The sequence below is a fragment of the Parabacteroides sp. CH2-D42-20 genome, assembly GCF_003670185.1.
Taxonomy (GTDB): Bacteria; Bacteroidota; Bacteroidia; order Bacteroidales; family Tannerellaceae; genus Parabacteroides; species Parabacteroides distasonis.
On the sequence record NZ_RAYG01000042.1, the window covers coordinates 16,251 to 33,301 of the forward strand.

The window sequence follows — 17,051 nt, forward strand, 5'->3', positions numbered from 1 at the left end:
AACATATTTATAAATCTATAGGATCAAAAAAACCATAAGGCCAATTCTTTATTTGCCCATTATCTTTGTAGCAAGTCTGCGTTATTATTGAGTTCTTACCTTCTTTATCTTTTTCAAAAATGATAAGGCCAATTTCGTCTTTTCCTATAAAATTTTCTGATATTCTTCTCCCAATTCTATTTATAAGCGATTGACTATGAGTTTCTATAAATAATTTAATATCGATATTATTTTCTTTTCCTTTTTTTATTGCTTTAATAAAAGCATCTGCTATTTTTGCTTGCATTGCAGGATGCAAATGCAGTTCGGGTTGTTCAATTACCACACATCTTTTAGCATCTTCCTCATAAGGTCTCTTTTGTGTAATGTACCAAAGTTTTGTTATGATTGGCAATATTTGTGAATAACCAAATCCTACGTCTGCAAGATTAAATTTTCCATTTTTGTTTTGCAAGTATATACTTTGATGTCCAGTTGTATTAGCTACTCCAATACTAATACCTAGTATTTCTTGTGTAAAGGAAGAATAGCTCTCATATTGTTTATCTGTTAATGATGCTATAAACTCCTGCAAATTGCGTCCATACGCATCAACATCCTTTACTTGCAACTCTTGATTTCTATAATATCTAGACGCTTCAGCACGACTAGGTGCAATATAACTACAGCCACTATAAAACCCTTTAAGTTCTTCATCTATAATCCATAGCAATAATGGTATCTGAGAAGTAATCCATAGGTAATAAACTTCTTGAAATGTTTCATTATATATGTCCCAATCAGCCGTTTTCCTTTGCAAAGAAATAATCTCCGTATTTTTTATTGATTTCAAAAGAGATTCTTTTGAACTATCCAACAAATTGAATAAAGACTCTATTCGAACTTGCTTTTTCAATCTTTTATCACAAAATTGAATTAATTTATTTACAGCTAAATTTAAAGTTTGCACTTGAAAATCTTCATTGTCCTTTCCTATAAATGTAGGCATCAAACCATGATTTGTGGTAAAGCTCCACTTGTTTTTTACACCGTAATTTGTCATGTCAATTTTCCCATTAATAAGAATCTTAACTGGTGAATTACGACTATCAACACTCATATCTATAACAAAACTTTTCAATTCTAATATGACACGATCCATATATGTCCCCTTAACATCATTATTAAGAGAAATAGTAACTCCTATATTAGAGTTTTCTTCTTTAGTGAGATTGTAAAGATTATAATAATTAATATATCTATATCGAAAATTTACCCTAATTCTATTTCGTCTCACTTGATCCAATTTGAAAGAAAAACGAATAGTTTCTTTTTCCGACACAAATTTATTTTTTGCTGTTACATAATCTCCAAAATCCACAGATGCTACATCAAACCACGAAACAGGCCCTCTTAGACTTTTATTTATAGATTGGCTTAGGAGAGGAAAGCTCCTTAAGAAAGTACTTTTTCCTGAAGAATTTGCACCAACTAAGATATTCAATGATTTCAAATCAATAAACTTTGAATCTTGAATACTTCTAAGATTTTCAATTCTTATTGCGTTTAACATAAAAACTTATTTTTGGATTGTGATTACAAAAATACAAAGAATATAACAAATAAACTATTTATTTGCTATTTAAATATTTAGTGCAAGGTGCAAGCATATATTTATATATAGCTTGCACCTTGCACTAACCGCAGAAGATTTATTTTCAATGATTTGCGTGTTTGAAAATAAAGTGGTATCTTTGAACCGAAGATAAAGGCAGACACAATCCCGAAAAGGGAAGTCAAATGCTCTTTGAAGAAAGTGCCTAATTCGTACCCCTTAAAAGATTGAGGTACGCTAAAATATTGATTTTAAGACTTGTGAGCCGTATGGTTCAAGACCCAGGCGGATCACTTAGGAGAAAAGACAATACTCCGCCAAACTATGACAAAGCTCTCTAAACTAACGGTTTAGGGAGCTTTTTTCTTACCCCATACGGACAGTAAAAAGAACTTCAAAAGCCAATTTCAGACTAATAATCATTACCAAATCGTTACGGTATTTTGTTACGGAGAAAATCGTAACGATTTTAACGCTAAGTCATTGATATGTCGCACATTGTCACTCGTTAGTCCGCTTCATTCCGAACATAGAAAACTAATTTTGCAAATTAAAAACGTTACGGTATGAAAAGTACATTTAGAATCCTCTTCTATTTAAAGAAGAACGAACCGAAGAAAGACGGAACAGTGACCATTATGGCACGTATCACAGTCGATGGAGAAACCAAGCAATTCAGCACGAAGAAAACAATTCTTCCTGAAGATTGGGATATAAAATCAGGTCGTGCAGTTAATAAGAGTGGGAAAAGCACCAGTGCCAAAATATCCAAGTTGAACAAAGAACTGGATGATTTGCGTGGTCAAATCTCCATACAATACACCAAGCAGCTAAACAACAACGGATATGTAGAGCCGGAGAAGTTACGCAATAATGTATTGGGTATTGAAGAAAAGCAGCACAGCCTACTTACTTACTTTACGGAGCATAATTTGCAATACAAAGACAAGGTAGGAACAACAGCTACACAAAAGACCTATTCACGTTACGAATTAACCAAGCAACGCCTGATAGACTTTATGAAAGTGAAGTACAGAGTTTCCGACATTCTTATTCGTGAAATCAATGCGGTGTTCATTGAGAACTTCTATCTTTATTTAAGAAACGAACACGGCATCAACAACAACACTGCCATGAAGTTTGTGCAACGCTTCCACTCCGTTGTTATATATGCAAAAAACAGCGGATTGAATTTTGTTGACCCTTTTGGTTCGTTCAAGTTCAGCTTTGACAAAGTGGACAGAGGCTATCTCAACCAAGACGAGATAGACCTTATCTACAATAAAGAATTTTCATCCGCGCGATTGACACAAGTACGCGATATGTTTATTTTTAGCTGCTATACCGGATTATCCTATATCGACCTGTGTAATTTGACCAAAGAAGACATCAAACTCGCTTTTGACGGAAAACTTTGGATAATGATTAAGCGTGAAAAGACAGGTGTAGATTCCAATGTACCCTTACTTGAAATCCCCAAGCAGATATTAGCCAAGTACGAAGGTAAGATGAAAGGCGGCAAACTCCTTCCCGTTATCAGCAATCAGAAGATGAACGAATATTTGGGAGAGATAGCAGAAGTATGCCAGATCGACAAAAGAATCACCTTCCATCAGAGAAGACATATCAAATTTTCTTTCTTGCTAAAATTCAAGCACTTGCAAATTTTTGCAGCTTGACAGGTAACGATTTAGAAAACAGCGAAATTCTGTGTTTCACTTCGTTTTGCAGTAATTCAAAAGAACGCTTTTCCTAAATGCAAAGGTAATATTATTTTTTGAATAATAAACCTTTGCAGATAGTCAAATTCAATAAAATCGGCTATGGTTGCTTGAATTTATATTTAAGTCCATACTCTTCAAGTTTACTGTATAGTGCCGACCTGCTTATTCCCAACAGTTCGGCGGCAAGGCTCCGATTGCCGTTCGCTTGTTTCAACGCACGCATTATCCGTTCCTTATCCTCTGCATCATTGCGCAGGGCGAAACTGACGGGTGAGGTCGGTTTCGTCACGGCAAGTTCCAGATGCTCTTTCGTTACAACACCTTCTTGCGCCTGCAATACCGCACCCATGATTTTCTGCCGAAGTTCCCGCACGTTGCCCGGCCATGTGTGGATCAGCAATGCTTTACGGGCTTCGGGACTGAATCCGCCCACATTACACTCCAGTTCCTTGTTGGCAATCTCACGGAAGAACTCTGCCAACGGCATAATGTCTTCCTGACAGTCACGCAACGACGGCACGCTTATCACGAAGTCGTGCAGACGGTAGAGTAAATCCTGCCGGAAACGCTTTTCACTCACTGCCGCCTCCAGATCCTCGTTGGTGGCGGCGATGATGCGGACATTGAAACTTCTGTCCGAATTGTCACCGACCGGGCGATAACGTCTCTCTTGTATGGCACGGAGCAACATCTGTTGGGTTTCCAACGCGAGGTTGCCCACCTCGTCCAGAAACAACGTGCCACCTTCCGCTTCATGGAAATACCCTTTCTTGGTGCTGTCTGCACCTGTAAACGCTCCCTTGACGTGTCCGAAGAATGCCGACGGCGCAAGTTCTTTTGAGAGTGAACCGCAGTCAACCGCCACGAAGGGTTTGCCCGCACGTTTGCTCTTGTCGTGTAGGTAATGGGCGATATGCTCCTTGCCCGTGCCGTTCTCTCCGAATATCATCACACTCATATCGGTAGCGGCTACCAACCTTATGCGATGCATGATTTTCTGAAAGGCGGAACCTTCACGGACGAACACGGGCATACGGCGGTGTCCCATCTGACGCTCCTTCTGTATGGAACGGAGAAGTGGAATGAGTTTGTCCTCTATCAGTTTTTTAGGTATATAGTCTATCGAACCGAGTTTCATGCTCTCCACGGCAGTATGTACTTCGGCATAGTCGGTCATGATGATGAACGGCTGCATCTTTCCTTCCTTGCGCATCCAACGCAGCATGTCTATACCGTTGCCGTCAGGCAGGCGCAGGTCGGCAACTACTATGTCATTATCCGTTGCCTGTTGCAGATGTTTCTTCGCTGTCGATAGGTGGTAAGCTTTCACGGTATGGTAGCCCTCCCGTGCCAGCAGGTTGCAGACATATTCGCAATACACGATGTTGTCCTCCACCACGATTATTCTGGTCTTATCCATTTTCGTATTTTCTCCTTTCCTCTTTTGCCAGCCGGATTATTTCCGCGCCCTTATTCAATACTGCGGTAACAGCATGGCTTAACTCACTTTCTTCCGGTATAGCCTTTCCATGAAGCAATCCGTAAAGTTCCCTCAGCGGTTGGTCGGCACGGAGTACCTCCCACGAGCTACGCAAGTGGTGTGTCAAGGCATCAAGTTCTTGCAGGTCGTTTCGCGTTGCCGCATCCTGCATCAAGCGCATTTCCTTTTCAGTTTCCGTTATCAGTTTCTCCAGCATGACGGCCTCATTGCCGTATGACAGCAAGGTGGATAAGTCCGGCTTTCCGTCCAGAGTTTCTTTTATGCCGCACTTGTCCGAGACCTCCATCAGCTCCGATATGGAGAACGGCTTGAACAGGCATCCGGCAAAGCCTTTTGCCAAAAGTTCCTCCGCATCGCAACTGCCCGAAGCGGTTGCCACGACCACGGGGATTATCTGTGAATTGCCCACGTTGGACGAACGCAGAAGTTCCAGCAACTCGAAACCGTTTATACCGGGCATATTCAAATCTGTCAGCAGCAGATTATATTCTTTCCGGCGTAGCATCTCCATCAGTTCCGCCGCATCGGTGCAAGTATCGCAGTGTATTCCCTCTTGGGCGTACATCTCTTTCTGCATCAGGAGCAACACCTCGTCATTGTCGATGGCGATGACATTGAGGTTTCTGTCTTTTCTGTGAATATACGTCTGTATTACTTGCTCCGGCACATCATCAGCTTTTTGCATCGGTATTTCCACCATGAAACGGCTTCCTTTCCCTTTTTCACTGTTCAGTCTGATTTTTCCATGAAGCATCGTCACGATATTATGAACGATGGCAAGTCCAAGTCCGAAACCGTCCTTTGCGGCGGCATTTGAGAGGCGTTCAAATGCGTCGAACACATGGTGCTGTTCCTCTTCGGTCATGCCCGTACCGGTGTCCTCGACGGTCAGTGTCAACACTCCGTTGGTATAGTCGGAAGTCAGTGACACACCACCTTTCTCTGTGAACTTGATGGCGTTTGACAGCAGGTTGTTACCGATTTGAACTATTCGCTCTTTGTCGGTCAATACAACAGCATCATTCCCGTTCTTCATGGTCAAGGACAGTCCCTTGTTCATGGCAACGGACATGAACTCCGTTTCAAGGATGTGCGTGATTGCTGAAATTCTGCAAGGTTGCATTTTGGGCTGTTCCTTGCCGTTATCCAAGCGGAAGAAGTCCAGCAGAGTGTTGAGCATAGCCCGCATACGGTCGGAGGATTGTTGTATGCTTTGAAGGAAATGCACATTGTTCCCATTGCTGCACTCTTTTTGCAACAGTTCGGCATAGCCTGTTATTGCCGTCAGCGGTGTACGCAACTCGTGGGTAATAGTATATACCGCTTTCTTTCGGGAGGTTATGAGTACCTCATTTTGTTGCACGGACTGTTCCAATTGCCCTATCAAATCCGTTGTCTGGCGTTTGTATCGTTTGATGCTCTTTGCATCATGGTGTATGATGATATAAGAAATGACCAACAGCAAAAGGACAAATCCCATCAAGCCGCCTATCTGCATAAATGATTTTTCACGCATGGCGGTTATCTCGGCTTCCCTGCTTTGTAAATCAGATTGTACCTTCTTTTCGATTTGGCAAATCAATCCTCGCAGTTGTCTGTTAAGTTCGGCATTACGAGCCGCAAGACTGTCGGCTTGTTCCGACAACCGACGGCTTTGTGCTTTCTGTTCGCTGACCATGTTTCTATCGGGAGAACGAAGCGTAGTCGTTGTTGTCAATGGCTTCGTTTTCTCTTTTTTACCGAATATGCCCAAGAATCCTTTGCGCTTCGGTTTCTTGGGCTGTTCCTGCACAATCTTCTGCACAATCACCGGTTCTTGGCTGGCTATCTTCCTGTTGATGGATTGTTGCTCATCCATTAACCGGACAATCTGGAATATCTGCCGTTCCTTATACTCCAAAAGACTGCGCACGCTGTCAACACGCTCAATTTTGTGAGTTACATTGAAACTGCATAATATACTGTCCAATGCAATACGTTGGGCATGGTAATTCTCCAAATCTGTTTCGTCCCAATCCAATATAGTTTCTCCCAACAAAGAGAACTCTATCAGTCGGATATGAATACGGTTTACATCCTTCCTGAATTCATTTATACGTCGATTGCCAACCTCCAATGCTTCCACTTCCTGCCATTCATGATGCCAAGTGTAGGCAATACATCCGATTAACAATGCAATAAGTGTATAGCCGAAAGCGACCGCTTTCTGAAGATGTTTCACTGTATGTTTACATCTATGATATTGACAGAAAAAAATTAATTATTTTGTTTTTCCAATTTTTGCAAATCCATTTGCATAGTTTCCTATAATATTGTGATTATCATCACAAATATATCCATTGAAGTAATATCCTATGAGTATTTTATTTTCGGTGAAAATATAGCCATTGGAATAGTTTCCAATCATTTTACCCTGGGTGTTAAATACATATCCATTTCGATAGGTAATCAGAGAAGTTTTATATGAGCATGAGTATAAGCATAAAACACTCAGAGTTAGCAACAATGTCCTCATATCATTTTTGAATTAGTATCTGAATCTTGATGTATCTATTCCTTTTATCTCCTTTTTCTTATATCCGCCAAAACAATAACTGAAATGCAAAGTAAATGAACGTGAATAAAATCCGCTGTTCATATCCAAGTGTTGCCCCTTAAAGCGGACTTTTGTTGCAGGCATTCCTGTATCAAATATGTCATTGCAACGGGCTGATAAACTCAATTTGTCATTTGCAAAATTCCATTTTAATCCGGCAGTGAGATTAAAAATAGATTCTATATCAAATGTCCCTTGTATGACAGGAGTCTGTACATTCCCTATCAACTCGAAAGATAAATTCTTGTTTACTTTAAACGTGTTATCCAATGTGCCGCTAAATACCCATTTCCTCCGATTGAAAGGAATGTCGAAAAAATCATCACAGCGTTGGTGCATTTGCATTCCGACTAAGGAGAATCGGGAATCCAGCCAGTTTCCTGCTTTAAAGGGTACTATGATATTTGCTCCCCATAGCTGCATATAGTTCCAGTTTGTATTTTTATAGATCAGTGCCAGCCTGTCGGTAGATTGATAGGCGGCTTGTGTGAAATAATCCGATGTATGCGTGAAAAACAGACTGAAAATATACTTCTTCATGAAGATATAACTTCCATTCAGATTATAATTCGTCATCGGCTTCAAATTCGGTGTACCCCACAATTCTGTATATCCATTAAGATAACTGACGGAAGACTGCATATCCCAATAACTTGGATAGGTTTTATCCGTAGATAATGACAATTGAAACAGATGTTCCGGTGTTTTAAAATAGGTCAATGATGCTTGTGGAAAGACTGCCCATTTATGATAATTGCCAATCGTATAATACTCTCCTGTAGCAGAAACGGATAAAGATGTACCTGTTGCATAGTTTTTGCTCAACGACACATAAAAACTGGCAGTTTGTTCTCTCAGATTGGAATATGTATTTTGTGTTTGAATGTCACCTGTCACTTTATCGTAGGTTTGGAAATCAAGATCTTTGGCAAATCGATAGGAAACTCCATAACCCAAATTCCATCCTTTGGATAAAGAGTGTTTCCCGTCTACATAAATAGAATAGCGGTCTATCTTTTGTCCGCCAACCATAGAGAAACTACTCTGATTTCCATTTTGATAATCAGTATGTAAACATTGATTATTATTGGAAGTATAATAGGTATAGTCACCTCCTATTTCAAGACCGAATCCTGAATGATATTGCAATGTGACATTGTGCATTTGATTGTCAATATATTTATCAACATTACCGGTTTGGTAATTGCCTGATGTCCGGCTGTTATTATATTGGTCAGGGGTATAACTACCTGTGTAGGCAATATTGATATTGTTTTTATCGTTGAAATTATATTCAAAAGCGGCTCTAAGGTCATGCTTCCAATACTTGCTGCGCAACTGTTCATTTTGTGTGATAGAATGGAGTTCTTCTTTTAGCGTATGCTTGGAATCAAGGTCTATGTACTCCATTTTTTTTACGTTATTTACTCCATACATTACATCAAAAGCCATTTTAGGAGTTGACAACCGAAAGTTCCCGTTCATTCCCCCGTCATTGAAGTATTGGTTTTTATAGTCAGCACTTATCTCACCCTGAAAAGAGTAGTCGTTTGAACGCTTTAAAACAACATTAATAGCCGCGCCCCGTACATGATATTCAGGAGGCGCACTGTACATCACTTCCACTTTTTCCACACGATTAACCGGAGTATTGCGCAAAATCGTTTCAAGTTGTCCGGCATCCATTGTTGTTGGTTTGCCATTTAGAATAATCGTCAGTTTCCCGGCTCCTGCCAAAGTCAGTATTCCTCTCTCTTCTTGTACTCCCGGTATCTTTGTCAATGCTTCATAAGCATTGTTTACAAGTTGATTTTGGGTAAGGACAGCAAGATTATACCCTAAAAGTCCATTCTTCACTTTAACAAAAGGACGTTCTGCCTTTATAATAATTTCATCCAAAGCATAGTCTTTAGGTTGAAGTTGAATAGTTCCGACATCATTTCCCTTACCTGCCATTTGTTTGGTTTCATATAAAATGTGTTGTATTATCAAACGGTATTCTTCCTGTTGGCTATTAAAAACGAATATACCGTCAGTATTAGAGATGGATGCGGCTATATAGGTCGAATCCATCGCTTGCAGAATAATAGTCGCTCCGTCTATCGGTAGTTGTTCGGCATCTATTATTTTACCGCTAATCATTTGCCCATAAACAGTCGTTTGGGAGCAAACGAACGATAGGAAGAAAAATGTAAGTACTTTAATTTTGCGTAACTGCATCATACGAATTCAGTTGATTACAAGAAATCTATCAATCCAATATGTATTTCGGAATGGATACAAAGCTTATTATTCCTCTTATTCGATAGTCTGTATCAGGAACGGTCAATATCATAGTCATATCTATGGGAGCAGGTGATTTGGTCAAAGCATTGTTTATAAGCCTTTCCCAATCGACGCCTAAGTAGGCTTGAATGACTTGTAGCACGTACGAAGAACTGGCTTCTTCGCCATACAGTTCTATTTGGAAATCATAGAACTTCGACGCAGTAGTTCCAGCATCAGCGGGATTGTGTTTGTATAAGCGTAAGTTGGGAATAGCGTATTTAGTGGGTGCCGCACCTGTGTCGGCATTCTGCGTGATGAAGAACTCGTAACCGCTGTCTTTTAGTATAGGCTTGTTATATATGTTATCTTGGTCGAACAGATAGTAGTCCTGAGCTTGATTGTTCACTAAAAAGAGTGTGGTGCCTGCCGGCAATATCGGGTAGTTGCTGTCATTGATAACGTATGCAAGGTAGCAATCTGTTACTTTCACTTCAATAGTTTCTTTATCTCCTGTCACATTGTCTATAATGGACAGCATGGTACTTCCTTTCTGTTTTCCGAACAAAGAGACAACACCTCCCGGCTTGTCTGCATATAACTTGCCATTATAAGTGGCTTGCAAAATATTTTCATCTTCTATCGCCAAACTAATATCCCCACTACCATTTGTTATGTAGATGCTGTTAGTTTCTTGTCCTAATCTTACCTCATAGTAAGTATCTCCAAGACAGAACGGAGTAATCGCTTCATTTTCGTTATTATCATCACTGCAACTTGTCAGTGACCATATGCTTAGCAGCAATGCTATATGCCAGAATTTAAGTTGGTTCATATTACTTTTTTTGGTTGTTATAATCAGTGCAAAGTTACGGGCATTAAACGAAACAACTCTCAAACTAAGTTGAGAGTTGCACAGAAGGGTATTTTTTCGGAGATGCTATTTCTCTCCAAAAGTAATCTCCTTGCGAATACGGCTAAGATATGTTGGCGTTATTTGCAGATAAGATGCCAATTCTTTAAGTGTGATGTTTTGCAGTATATCAGGGCAACACCTTAATAAATGGATATAATGTTCCTTTGCAGACAGACGATACATATTCAGAAAACTATCGTATGCCTGAATGAAAAATCCGTCCGATATAGCACTATGCAGCTTAGGTTCTTTCTCGAATAGTTCATCCACAATGTTTCGGTTACATACATAAACTTCAGAATCCTTTGCCGCTATAATATCTGCTGCAACAGGAGTATTCATCACCAGACTTGAATAATCACCTATCGGAGTATCACAAAATGAAAATCCGGTAATATGAATATTACCCTCTGAGTCTATCACAGAATACTTGAAATATCCGTGTTTAATGAATCCCCATACACATTTTGTGGTTTCTCCACGATGAAGAAAATATTCACCTTTTTTGTATGAGCGTAACTTACCCTCTTTGGTGCATAGTTCGCGCCAAAAGTTCAAATCAATTTTATCTATATAGAGATTGAATTTATCCATATAATAGTCTGTATGACATCTATTTGCAAAGGTAGTGATTTTATTTCAAACTATCTATAACATAACATGTAAATGAAGCCATTCAGACTACAATTCACTCTAAATGGCTTCTTGGGACTATTAAAATTTTACATTTTCATTCCTATCGGTCGGTTCTCATCCTTGACATACAGCCCCGGACGCACGATTGTGACATGGTCGGCAATGAAATTGCCCGTGGGAATTCGTTCACTTGCCGGACTGCTTATCAAAGGAGCATTATGCCATGGAATCGTCCCATCTTTGTTGCCACTTAGCCTCCATCTCCCTCGAAAGCTCCACAATCTCCCGGCTCAGTTTCACGAGGTCGATGGTACACTTCTCCAGCTTGTAGAGCAACACCATCGCCTTTTTCTCCGAAAAGTGGATGCGCAGCTCTTTAACGACCTGATTGTAGTTCGTGCCTATGCAGCGGAACTGGACATGGAAATCCGACAGCTTGGTGTAGTAGTCCAGCATCGTCTTGTCCACCTTCAGCACCTTGAACTTCTGTCCGAAGAAGTGCGCTTTTAGAAAGACTGCTTTCGCATACACGTTCGATTCCTCGTACATCGTCAGGAACCTGTTCCATTCCACATCGTCGAAGCGCACCATCACGCAGTGCGTCTTCGGGTTCAACTTGGGATTTCTCCCGTACTTAGTCTTCTTTTTCATACTTCTTAATTCTTTTAATTTTATGGCTTGTCTATTGCTTAATCTTTGATTAAAGAACCCCGAAATTATCCGACTGCGGAGGATAATTCTGCCCACGGCGGTGAAGGCATTTTCAGTTACTTAGAATTATTCGGGTAACTGAAAATATACCTTGCTGTGTCTTTGAGGACACAAAAATCCTCCGCCTGTCGGATTTGTTTCCGGGTGTACTCACTCATCTTGGGTATCGGTTAAGCCGATGAAGTGTATTCACCAGCCCAACCGACTTTCTGTAATCCCGTCAGAGCTTGCGCCACTGCTCGATGTCGTTCCGATAGGTGTCGAGGTGCAGGCGGACGAGGTTTTCAATCAGCCCCGATGCGCTCATGCCCTTTCCTCCGAGGAAGCGGACAACCCTGTCGAGTTCGTCACGCACCGTCTCGCTGACGAACACGGGCTTGCGGTTGACAAGTTTCGGGACTTTCAAGTAGGTGGCGCGGTACTCCTCCAACGACAACCTGCGCTGCTTGCTGCTGACACGCTTCTGCAGCATTGCCGTTTTCTCGACCGCCTCACTTGACGGTTCATCCGCCATAGCGGTCTCCGTTTCCTCCGTAACGATATTGCCGGGCAGTTCCAGCTCATCCGGCTCCAGACCGATACGTCTGTAGATGTCATTCATCGACTTGGGAGTGTAGGATTCCCTGCGTCCCATCTTTTCCACGATTTCACGAGCCTGCTGCTCTGTAATGTTTGGTTCTCTCTTCATTGTAAAAAACAAATTGATTAAGTTATTAACTGTGGTCTTGGTAAACACCTTGACCGATTATCGGGAGCAAAGTAAGGTGCTTTAATACAGTCAGTCAAGCACTTGGATTCTCTTAGGCAATTTTGTGTGGTTTTGCATTATGGCGGTTGATAAAGCGGTGAGGACTTCACCGTTTTGCCGGATGTATATGCCCGAAAGGGCAAAGACTCAATTGTAGGCGAATTTGAATTAAGTCCTTATTTTTCCCCTTGCCACCTTTCTATTTTTTAGAATTAAGAAGATAACCGCTGCCTCCAGCCAATGCCAACCTCTACCACCCTGTGCCACTTGCTGCCAGACCTGATTGAAACCATTGCCGGATGCCGGATTATGTATTTCTTTGCAGGAGAAGGAATGATAGCCGCCAAAGGGAAGTCAGCATCCCGGACAATGACTGCCGTATCAGCGCAACACGCTTCCACTTTCGGGGAACCTATTGTCAGGTAACGGATTATATATTCCTTTGCGGCAAAAGAAACAGTAACAACTAAAAGAAAGACAATATGGAAATCGTATCAATCGAGAGAAAGACCTTCGAGGAACTGGTCGCCAAGTTCGACCGCTTCGTCAGCCGTATGGATGCCATCTGCCATCGTCACGGCGAAAAGAAAATGAGCGAGTGGATGGACAATCAGGACGTGTGCCGGATGCTCAACATCAGCCCCCGAACCTTGCAGACGCTTCGGGACAACGGCACGTTGGCTTATTCGCAGATAAACCACAAGACCTATTACCGTCCCGAAGACGTGCAACGCATCGTTTCCATCGTGGAGGACAGGCGAAAAGAAGCAAAGTTCAAAGGCAGAACAATCTGATAACCGAATAGAGTAATAACAATAATTCCACTAAATCCAAAGTAATATGAACGAACTGATTAACAAAGACAACGAGTGGATAATCCACTTCTTGGGCAGCCTTGACCGTCTGCTGGACAACGTAGAGCATCTGACCGCAAACTACCGCCCGACACTGAACGGGGAGCGTTTCTTCACAGACAAGGAAGTGTCGGCACGGTTGAAAGTGAGCCGCCGGACGCTTCAGGACTACCGCAACGAGGGACGTATAGCCTACATTCAGTTGGGCGGCAAAATCCTCTACCGTGAATCCGACATCGAAAGGATGCTGGCTGACGGCTACCAATCCGCCTACCGACTGAAGGCAACCTGATTTTCTTGAAGGAGCGCAGTTTGCCGTCTGCCCTATGTTTGCGGCAGCAATGGAACTTCGGCAAAAAGACAAAAGGAACGGCTTACAGATGAAGCATCAATGTTTAGCTTCGTCTGTAAGCCGTTCCTCTATTTCTTCTGATTTCCCGCCAGTCGCTTGTTTCCGTTGCCGGATGCCTTTCAAGCGTGTGGATGGCAGTGGCAAGGTTTTCGGGCGGAATACGCTCAAACCCGTTTGAGGAAGATTCTGCCTGAAACGGCTCTGCCGCCTGACCTTGCCAATGCCGTCAAAGCCACACGCTACCTTTGCATCCGAGCATCGGGAACAGGTGGCTGACGGGATGAACCTCAACTATACCATAGGTTACTGCCCTTACCGCAAGAGAAGAACAATGTTGTCGGACTTCCTTTCTTGGAGGCGCAGATTTCATTTATTACGAACCGTCTGAACTGAAAACTTTCTTTACTGCATATCCTGAATGCAATGGCTATAATCATTTCAAGGTTATACACATCATAGCTGATGCCGTCAGTTTGCTTGATATACTTCATTGTATAAGTTTCACTCAATTCCTTGTTCTTGTAGATTGCCCGTATCGCCTTGCGGATGTCGCACGAGAACACCCCAAACAGGTCGGCTATCTCAAACTGGGTCATCCACACGGGGGCAGTTGGTACGGTGACCACCCCCGTTTCACTGATTGTTATTATTCCTCTGTTCATAATTCATCTATTTTATAATGGTTATTTACTATTCTCTTTCTTTTCGCCAGCCGATATTTTCTTTCTCCGCTCCATCAGTTTGTCCATATCCTTGGAGATTTTATCGTCTGTTATCCGTGCATATCCCTGTGTCGTCCTGATATTGGAGTGTCCCATCATCTTGGCGATGCTCTCAATGGGTATGTCCGCTGAAATCAGGAAAGTGCCGAAGCTGTGCCGACTTTGATGATAGGTCAAGTTATCCTCTTTTCCTATGGTTATTCCCAACTCGTGAACCTCAAACCATAGGGCATCACGGTTGGGAAGAGGAAACACGGGCTTCTCATCATCAGTTGTGTTATACAGCGACAATATCTGTTCCGCTATGGGATGTAAGGGTATGAACGCCTCCACTTTTGTCTTCTTGCGGTTGATGCGGATGTAGCGTCTGCCCTCCGCATTCGTCCCGATATGATGGGGATGCAGCAGTTGTATGTCTGCATACGCCAGTCCGGTCAGGGTCGAGAAGATGAAAGCCCGTCTTGCCAGTTCCATCCGCTTGTCATACATCGGTGTGGAAAGTATCTTCTTGAACTCATCACGGCTGATGTACCTGTGTCTTGCCTCAGGTTTCGTTTCATATTCCAAATCCTCGCAGGGGTTCACACGGATAATCTCCTTATCGACTGCAAGGTACAATAATCGGTTCAGCCAACGCAGACAATGGTTTGTTTGGGAAACTCCGAAGTTCTTGCATTTCTTCAAATGGGCTTTGTAGGACTTGCCGAAATCCTCCGTCACTTCTTCAAGAGGAATGTCCTTTTTCCCGGTTGACGCTATAAAGTCCGTCAGGTACTTCTGGTAGTACATTGAAGCCCGATAGGAAGAAGTGGAATCAATCTCTTCGGAATGTTTCTTCAACCGCTCACGTTCCCATTCTCCCATTTGCAATAAGGTAGTCGGATGAATGTTGTTCAAGGATATGTGGTTTTTCAGCATTTCGGCACTGACCACGCCTTGCGATTTCAGTATCTCGGTGTAGGCTTCTTCCGTCAGACGCAGGTATTCCCGTAAACGGTTGTTCTCCCTGATAATCTTTATCTCATTCTTCCTGCCGTTCCAGTCTTCTGGGCGGCAATAGATACCTGTGCTTATGACTGTCTGCTTGCCGTCAATGGTTATACGGCAAAGTACGGCGGTCGTACCGTCAGTCTTGACTTTGCTGCGGTTGATATAGGGCAATAGTGAAAAAGTGCTTCGCATATTGTTGTTGGGTTTATAGGGTGAGTTTGAAATCTTGGGTTGCTTCTATGAACTTGTCCATATCCTCGAACAGTTTTTTCGGGCTGACACGGGCATATACCTGAGTGGTGGAAATATCGGAGTGTCCCAACATCCGGCTGATGGTCTCGATAGGCACACCCGCTTCGAGCGTGATTAACGAGGCGAAACTATGCCTCGCCTGATGATAGCACAAGTCGTCCTTGATGCCAGCCAGTGCAGCTAACGCCTTCATGTGCCTTCTGAGATTTGACCAGCGCAGTAAAGGAAACAGGGTGTCCCTTTCCTCACTGTGATACTTCTCAATCAGATCAATCGCTTCCGGCAACAGTTTTACACTGGCACGAAGTTCGTTTTTCTTTCTCCGATACTTCAACCACAAAGCCCCGTCCTCATCCGTACATAGGTTCTCACGGGTAATTGAGACAACATCTGCATAACAGACCCCGGTGTAACACCCGAAGAGAAACATATCCCTTGCCAATATGTGGGATTTACGGTAAGCAGGTATTTCCACATCACGGATTTTTTCAAACGATTCACGGCTCAATGCCCGTGGGGTTTTATCTGACTGCTTAGGCAGGGTGAAATGCTGGAAGTGGCTCCTGTCTGCATAGCCCTCCTTGTATGCCAGACGGCATATCTTCTTCAAGATGGCAAGATGGTGGCGAACGGTATCTATCGCATATCCCTTGTTTTCCATAGCGAATGCCTGATAGTCGTGGATGAACTGCTCCGTCAGTTGCCCGAATGCCAAATCCTTGACCTTGTACTGATGTTCGATGAATTCACCGAGTGTCAGGCGCATATAGTGATAACCGGGATAAGTCCCTTTCGCCCGGTCAATGCCGATACGGGCTTTGAGGTCGTCACAGATAACGTCCGTCATTTTCATAAGGGTCATCTGTGTTTCCATGCTGCCTTGAAAATGGTTTTTCACATCGGTTGCATCAAAATCCACTTTACGGCTCATCAGATTATCGAAAGCGTTATTCACCGCCAACAGCAACTTTTCAATCTTGGCATTGATTTCCACCGCCTCCTTGCTCTTGCCGTTCAGACGGCTTTCACGGGGATTCCACAGTTCGGGGGTACAGGACAGCTTGCATCCGAACTGCGCCATCGTGCGGTTCACCGTGATGCGTCCCATGATGGGAGCCTTGCCCGACTTGTCCAGTCCGCTCTTTTTGAGGTAGAGCAGCACCTTGAATTTTTCTACTTTCATACGCTTA

Annotated in this window: 16 protein-coding genes; 4 read left to right on the plus strand and 12 right to left on the minus strand. The window is 42.6% G+C overall.

The window, feature by feature from the left end; translation table 11 throughout:
• Positions 1-7 precede the first annotated feature (7 nt).
• Positions 8-1,552 (minus strand): AAA family ATPase, encoded by a 1,545-nt coding sequence (locus D7V92_RS19995; RefSeq protein ID WP_121773636.1) that lies wholly within the window; start codon positions 1,550-1,552, stop codon positions 8-10.
• Between the two features lie 608 nt (positions 1,553-2,160).
• Here D7V92_RS19995 and D7V92_RS20000 point away from each other — a divergent pair.
• Entirely contained in the window at positions 2,161-3,273 is a 1,113-nt protein-coding gene (locus tag D7V92_RS20000; protein ID WP_121773631.1) for a site-specific integrase, read from the plus strand.
• Between the two features lie 142 nt (positions 3,274-3,415).
• Here the strand turns inward: D7V92_RS20000 and D7V92_RS20005 are convergent, their stop codons facing one another.
• The 8 genes from D7V92_RS20005 to D7V92_RS22315 form a co-directional block, all read right to left on the minus strand.
• Positions 3,416-4,738, minus strand: a complete 1,323-nt coding sequence (locus D7V92_RS20005) for a sigma-54 dependent transcriptional regulator (protein WP_027201744.1) — start codon at positions 4,736-4,738, stop codon at positions 3,416-3,418.
• Positions 4,731-7,040 (minus strand): ATP-binding protein, encoded by a 2,310-nt coding sequence (locus D7V92_RS20010; protein ID WP_027201743.1) that lies wholly within the window; start codon positions 7,038-7,040, stop codon positions 4,731-4,733. Before D7V92_RS20010 ends, D7V92_RS20005 begins: the two co-directional genes overlap by 8 nt.
• A 306-nt stretch (positions 7,041-7,346) precedes the next feature.
• A complete protein-coding gene (locus D7V92_RS20015) occupies positions 7,347-9,638 on the minus strand; it encodes a TonB-dependent receptor domain-containing protein (RefSeq protein WP_034502598.1) in 2,292 nt (763 codons plus the stop codon).
• 28 nt (positions 9,639-9,666) lie between these two features.
• A complete protein-coding gene (locus D7V92_RS20020) occupies positions 9,667-10,515 on the minus strand; it encodes a hypothetical protein (RefSeq protein ID WP_027201741.1) in 849 nt (282 codons plus the stop codon).
• A 105-nt stretch (positions 10,516-10,620) separates the two neighbouring features.
• The gene (locus D7V92_RS20025; protein WP_027201740.1) at positions 10,621-11,190 is read right to left on the minus strand and encodes a Crp/Fnr family transcriptional regulator; all 570 of its coding nucleotides are present in this window, start codon (positions 11,188-11,190) and stop codon (positions 10,621-10,623) included.
• A 258-nt stretch (positions 11,191-11,448) separates the two neighbouring features.
• A complete protein-coding gene (gene mobA / locus D7V92_RS20030; protein WP_121737300.1) occupies positions 11,449-11,883 on the minus strand; it encodes a conjugal transfer protein MobA in 435 nt (144 codons plus the stop codon).
• Positions 11,884-12,163: 280 nt separating this feature from the next.
• Positions 12,164-12,631, minus strand: coding sequence for a DUF3408 domain-containing protein (locus D7V92_RS20040; protein WP_121773632.1), 468 nt, complete (start codon positions 12,629-12,631; stop codon positions 12,164-12,166).
• 272 nt (positions 12,632-12,903) lie between these two features.
• Positions 12,904-13,092, minus strand: a complete 189-nt coding sequence (locus D7V92_RS22315) for a hypothetical protein (protein ID WP_199718928.1) — start codon at positions 13,090-13,092, stop codon at positions 12,904-12,906.
• An 81-nt stretch (positions 13,093-13,173) separates the two neighbouring features.
• Here D7V92_RS22315 and D7V92_RS20045 point away from each other — a divergent pair, with 81 nt between their 5' ends.
• The 3 genes from D7V92_RS20045 (at position 13,174) to D7V92_RS22320 (ending at position 14,075) form a co-directional block, all read left to right on the plus strand.
• The gene (locus tag D7V92_RS20045) at positions 13,174-13,485 is read left to right on the plus strand and encodes a helix-turn-helix domain-containing protein (RefSeq protein ID WP_057329350.1); all 312 of its coding nucleotides are present in this window, start codon (positions 13,174-13,176) and stop codon (positions 13,483-13,485) included.
• 46 nt (positions 13,486-13,531) lie between these two features.
• The gene (locus tag D7V92_RS20050; protein ID WP_057329351.1) at positions 13,532-13,837 is read left to right on the plus strand and encodes a helix-turn-helix domain-containing protein; all 306 of its coding nucleotides are present in this window, start codon (positions 13,532-13,534) and stop codon (positions 13,835-13,837) included.
• An 88-nt stretch (positions 13,838-13,925) separates the two neighbouring features.
• Complete coding sequence (locus D7V92_RS22320) at positions 13,926-14,075, plus strand: hypothetical protein (protein WP_172681361.1); 150 nt, start codon at positions 13,926-13,928, stop codon at positions 14,073-14,075.
• 109 nt (positions 14,076-14,184) lie between these two features.
• Here the strand turns inward: D7V92_RS22320 and D7V92_RS20060 are convergent, their stop codons facing one another.
• Genes D7V92_RS20060 through D7V92_RS20070 form a run of 3 tightly spaced genes read right to left on the minus strand, consistent with a single transcriptional unit; the run spans position 14,185 to position 17,044 of the window.
• Complete coding sequence (locus tag D7V92_RS20060; RefSeq protein WP_057329352.1) at positions 14,185-14,559, minus strand: hypothetical protein; 375 nt, start codon at positions 14,557-14,559, stop codon at positions 14,185-14,187.
• 21 nt (positions 14,560-14,580) lie between these two features.
• Positions 14,581-15,801, minus strand: coding sequence for a site-specific integrase (locus D7V92_RS20065; RefSeq protein WP_121773633.1), 1,221 nt, complete (start codon positions 15,799-15,801; stop codon positions 14,581-14,583).
• A 13-nt stretch (positions 15,802-15,814) separates the two neighbouring features.
• A complete protein-coding gene (locus D7V92_RS20070) occupies positions 15,815-17,044 on the minus strand; it encodes a site-specific integrase (RefSeq protein ID WP_121773634.1) in 1,230 nt (409 codons plus the stop codon).
• Positions 17,045-17,051 lie beyond the last annotated feature (7 nt).

What these genes read in the sequence shown, in the direction of transcription:
- D7V92_RS19995 (WP_121773636.1), bottom strand. Translation starts at nt 1,552, where the DNA reads ATGTTAAACGCAATAAGAATTGAAAATCTTAGAAGTATTCAAGATTCA.
- D7V92_RS20000 (WP_121773631.1), top strand. Translation starts at nt 2,161, where the DNA reads ATGAAAAGTACATTTAGAATCCTCTTCTATTTAAAGAAGAACGAACCG.
- D7V92_RS20005 (WP_027201744.1), bottom strand. Translation starts at nt 4,738, where the DNA reads ATGGATAAGACCAGAATAATCGTGGTGGAGGACAACATCGTGTATTGC.
- D7V92_RS20015 (WP_034502598.1), bottom strand. Translation starts at nt 9,638, where the DNA reads ATGATGCAGTTACGCAAAATTAAAGTACTTACATTTTTCTTCCTATCG.
- D7V92_RS20020 (WP_027201741.1), bottom strand. Translation starts at nt 10,515, where the DNA reads ATGAACCAACTTAAATTCTGGCATATAGCATTGCTGCTAAGCATATGG.
- D7V92_RS20025 (WP_027201740.1), bottom strand. Translation starts at nt 11,190, where the DNA reads ATGGATAAATTCAATCTCTATATAGATAAAATTGATTTGAACTTTTGG.
- mobA (WP_121737300.1), bottom strand. Translation starts at nt 11,883, where the DNA reads ATGAAAAAGAAGACTAAGTACGGGAGAAATCCCAAGTTGAACCCGAAG.
- D7V92_RS20040 (WP_121773632.1), bottom strand. Translation starts at nt 12,631, where the DNA reads ATGAAGAGAGAACCAAACATTACAGAGCAGCAGGCTCGTGAAATCGTG.
- D7V92_RS20045 (WP_057329350.1), top strand. Translation starts at nt 13,174, where the DNA reads ATGGAAATCGTATCAATCGAGAGAAAGACCTTCGAGGAACTGGTCGCC.
- D7V92_RS20050 (WP_057329351.1), top strand. Translation starts at nt 13,532, where the DNA reads ATGAACGAACTGATTAACAAAGACAACGAGTGGATAATCCACTTCTTG.
- D7V92_RS22320 (WP_172681361.1), top strand. Translation starts at nt 13,926, where the DNA reads ATGAAGCATCAATGTTTAGCTTCGTCTGTAAGCCGTTCCTCTATTTCT.
- D7V92_RS20060 (WP_057329352.1), bottom strand. Translation starts at nt 14,559, where the DNA reads ATGAACAGAGGAATAATAACAATCAGTGAAACGGGGGTGGTCACCGTA.
- D7V92_RS20065 (WP_121773633.1), bottom strand. Translation starts at nt 15,801, where the DNA reads ATGCGAAGCACTTTTTCACTATTGCCCTATATCAACCGCAGCAAAGTC.
- D7V92_RS20070 (WP_121773634.1), bottom strand. Translation starts at nt 17,044, where the DNA reads ATGAAAGTAGAAAAATTCAAGGTGCTGCTCTACCTCAAAAAGAGCGGA.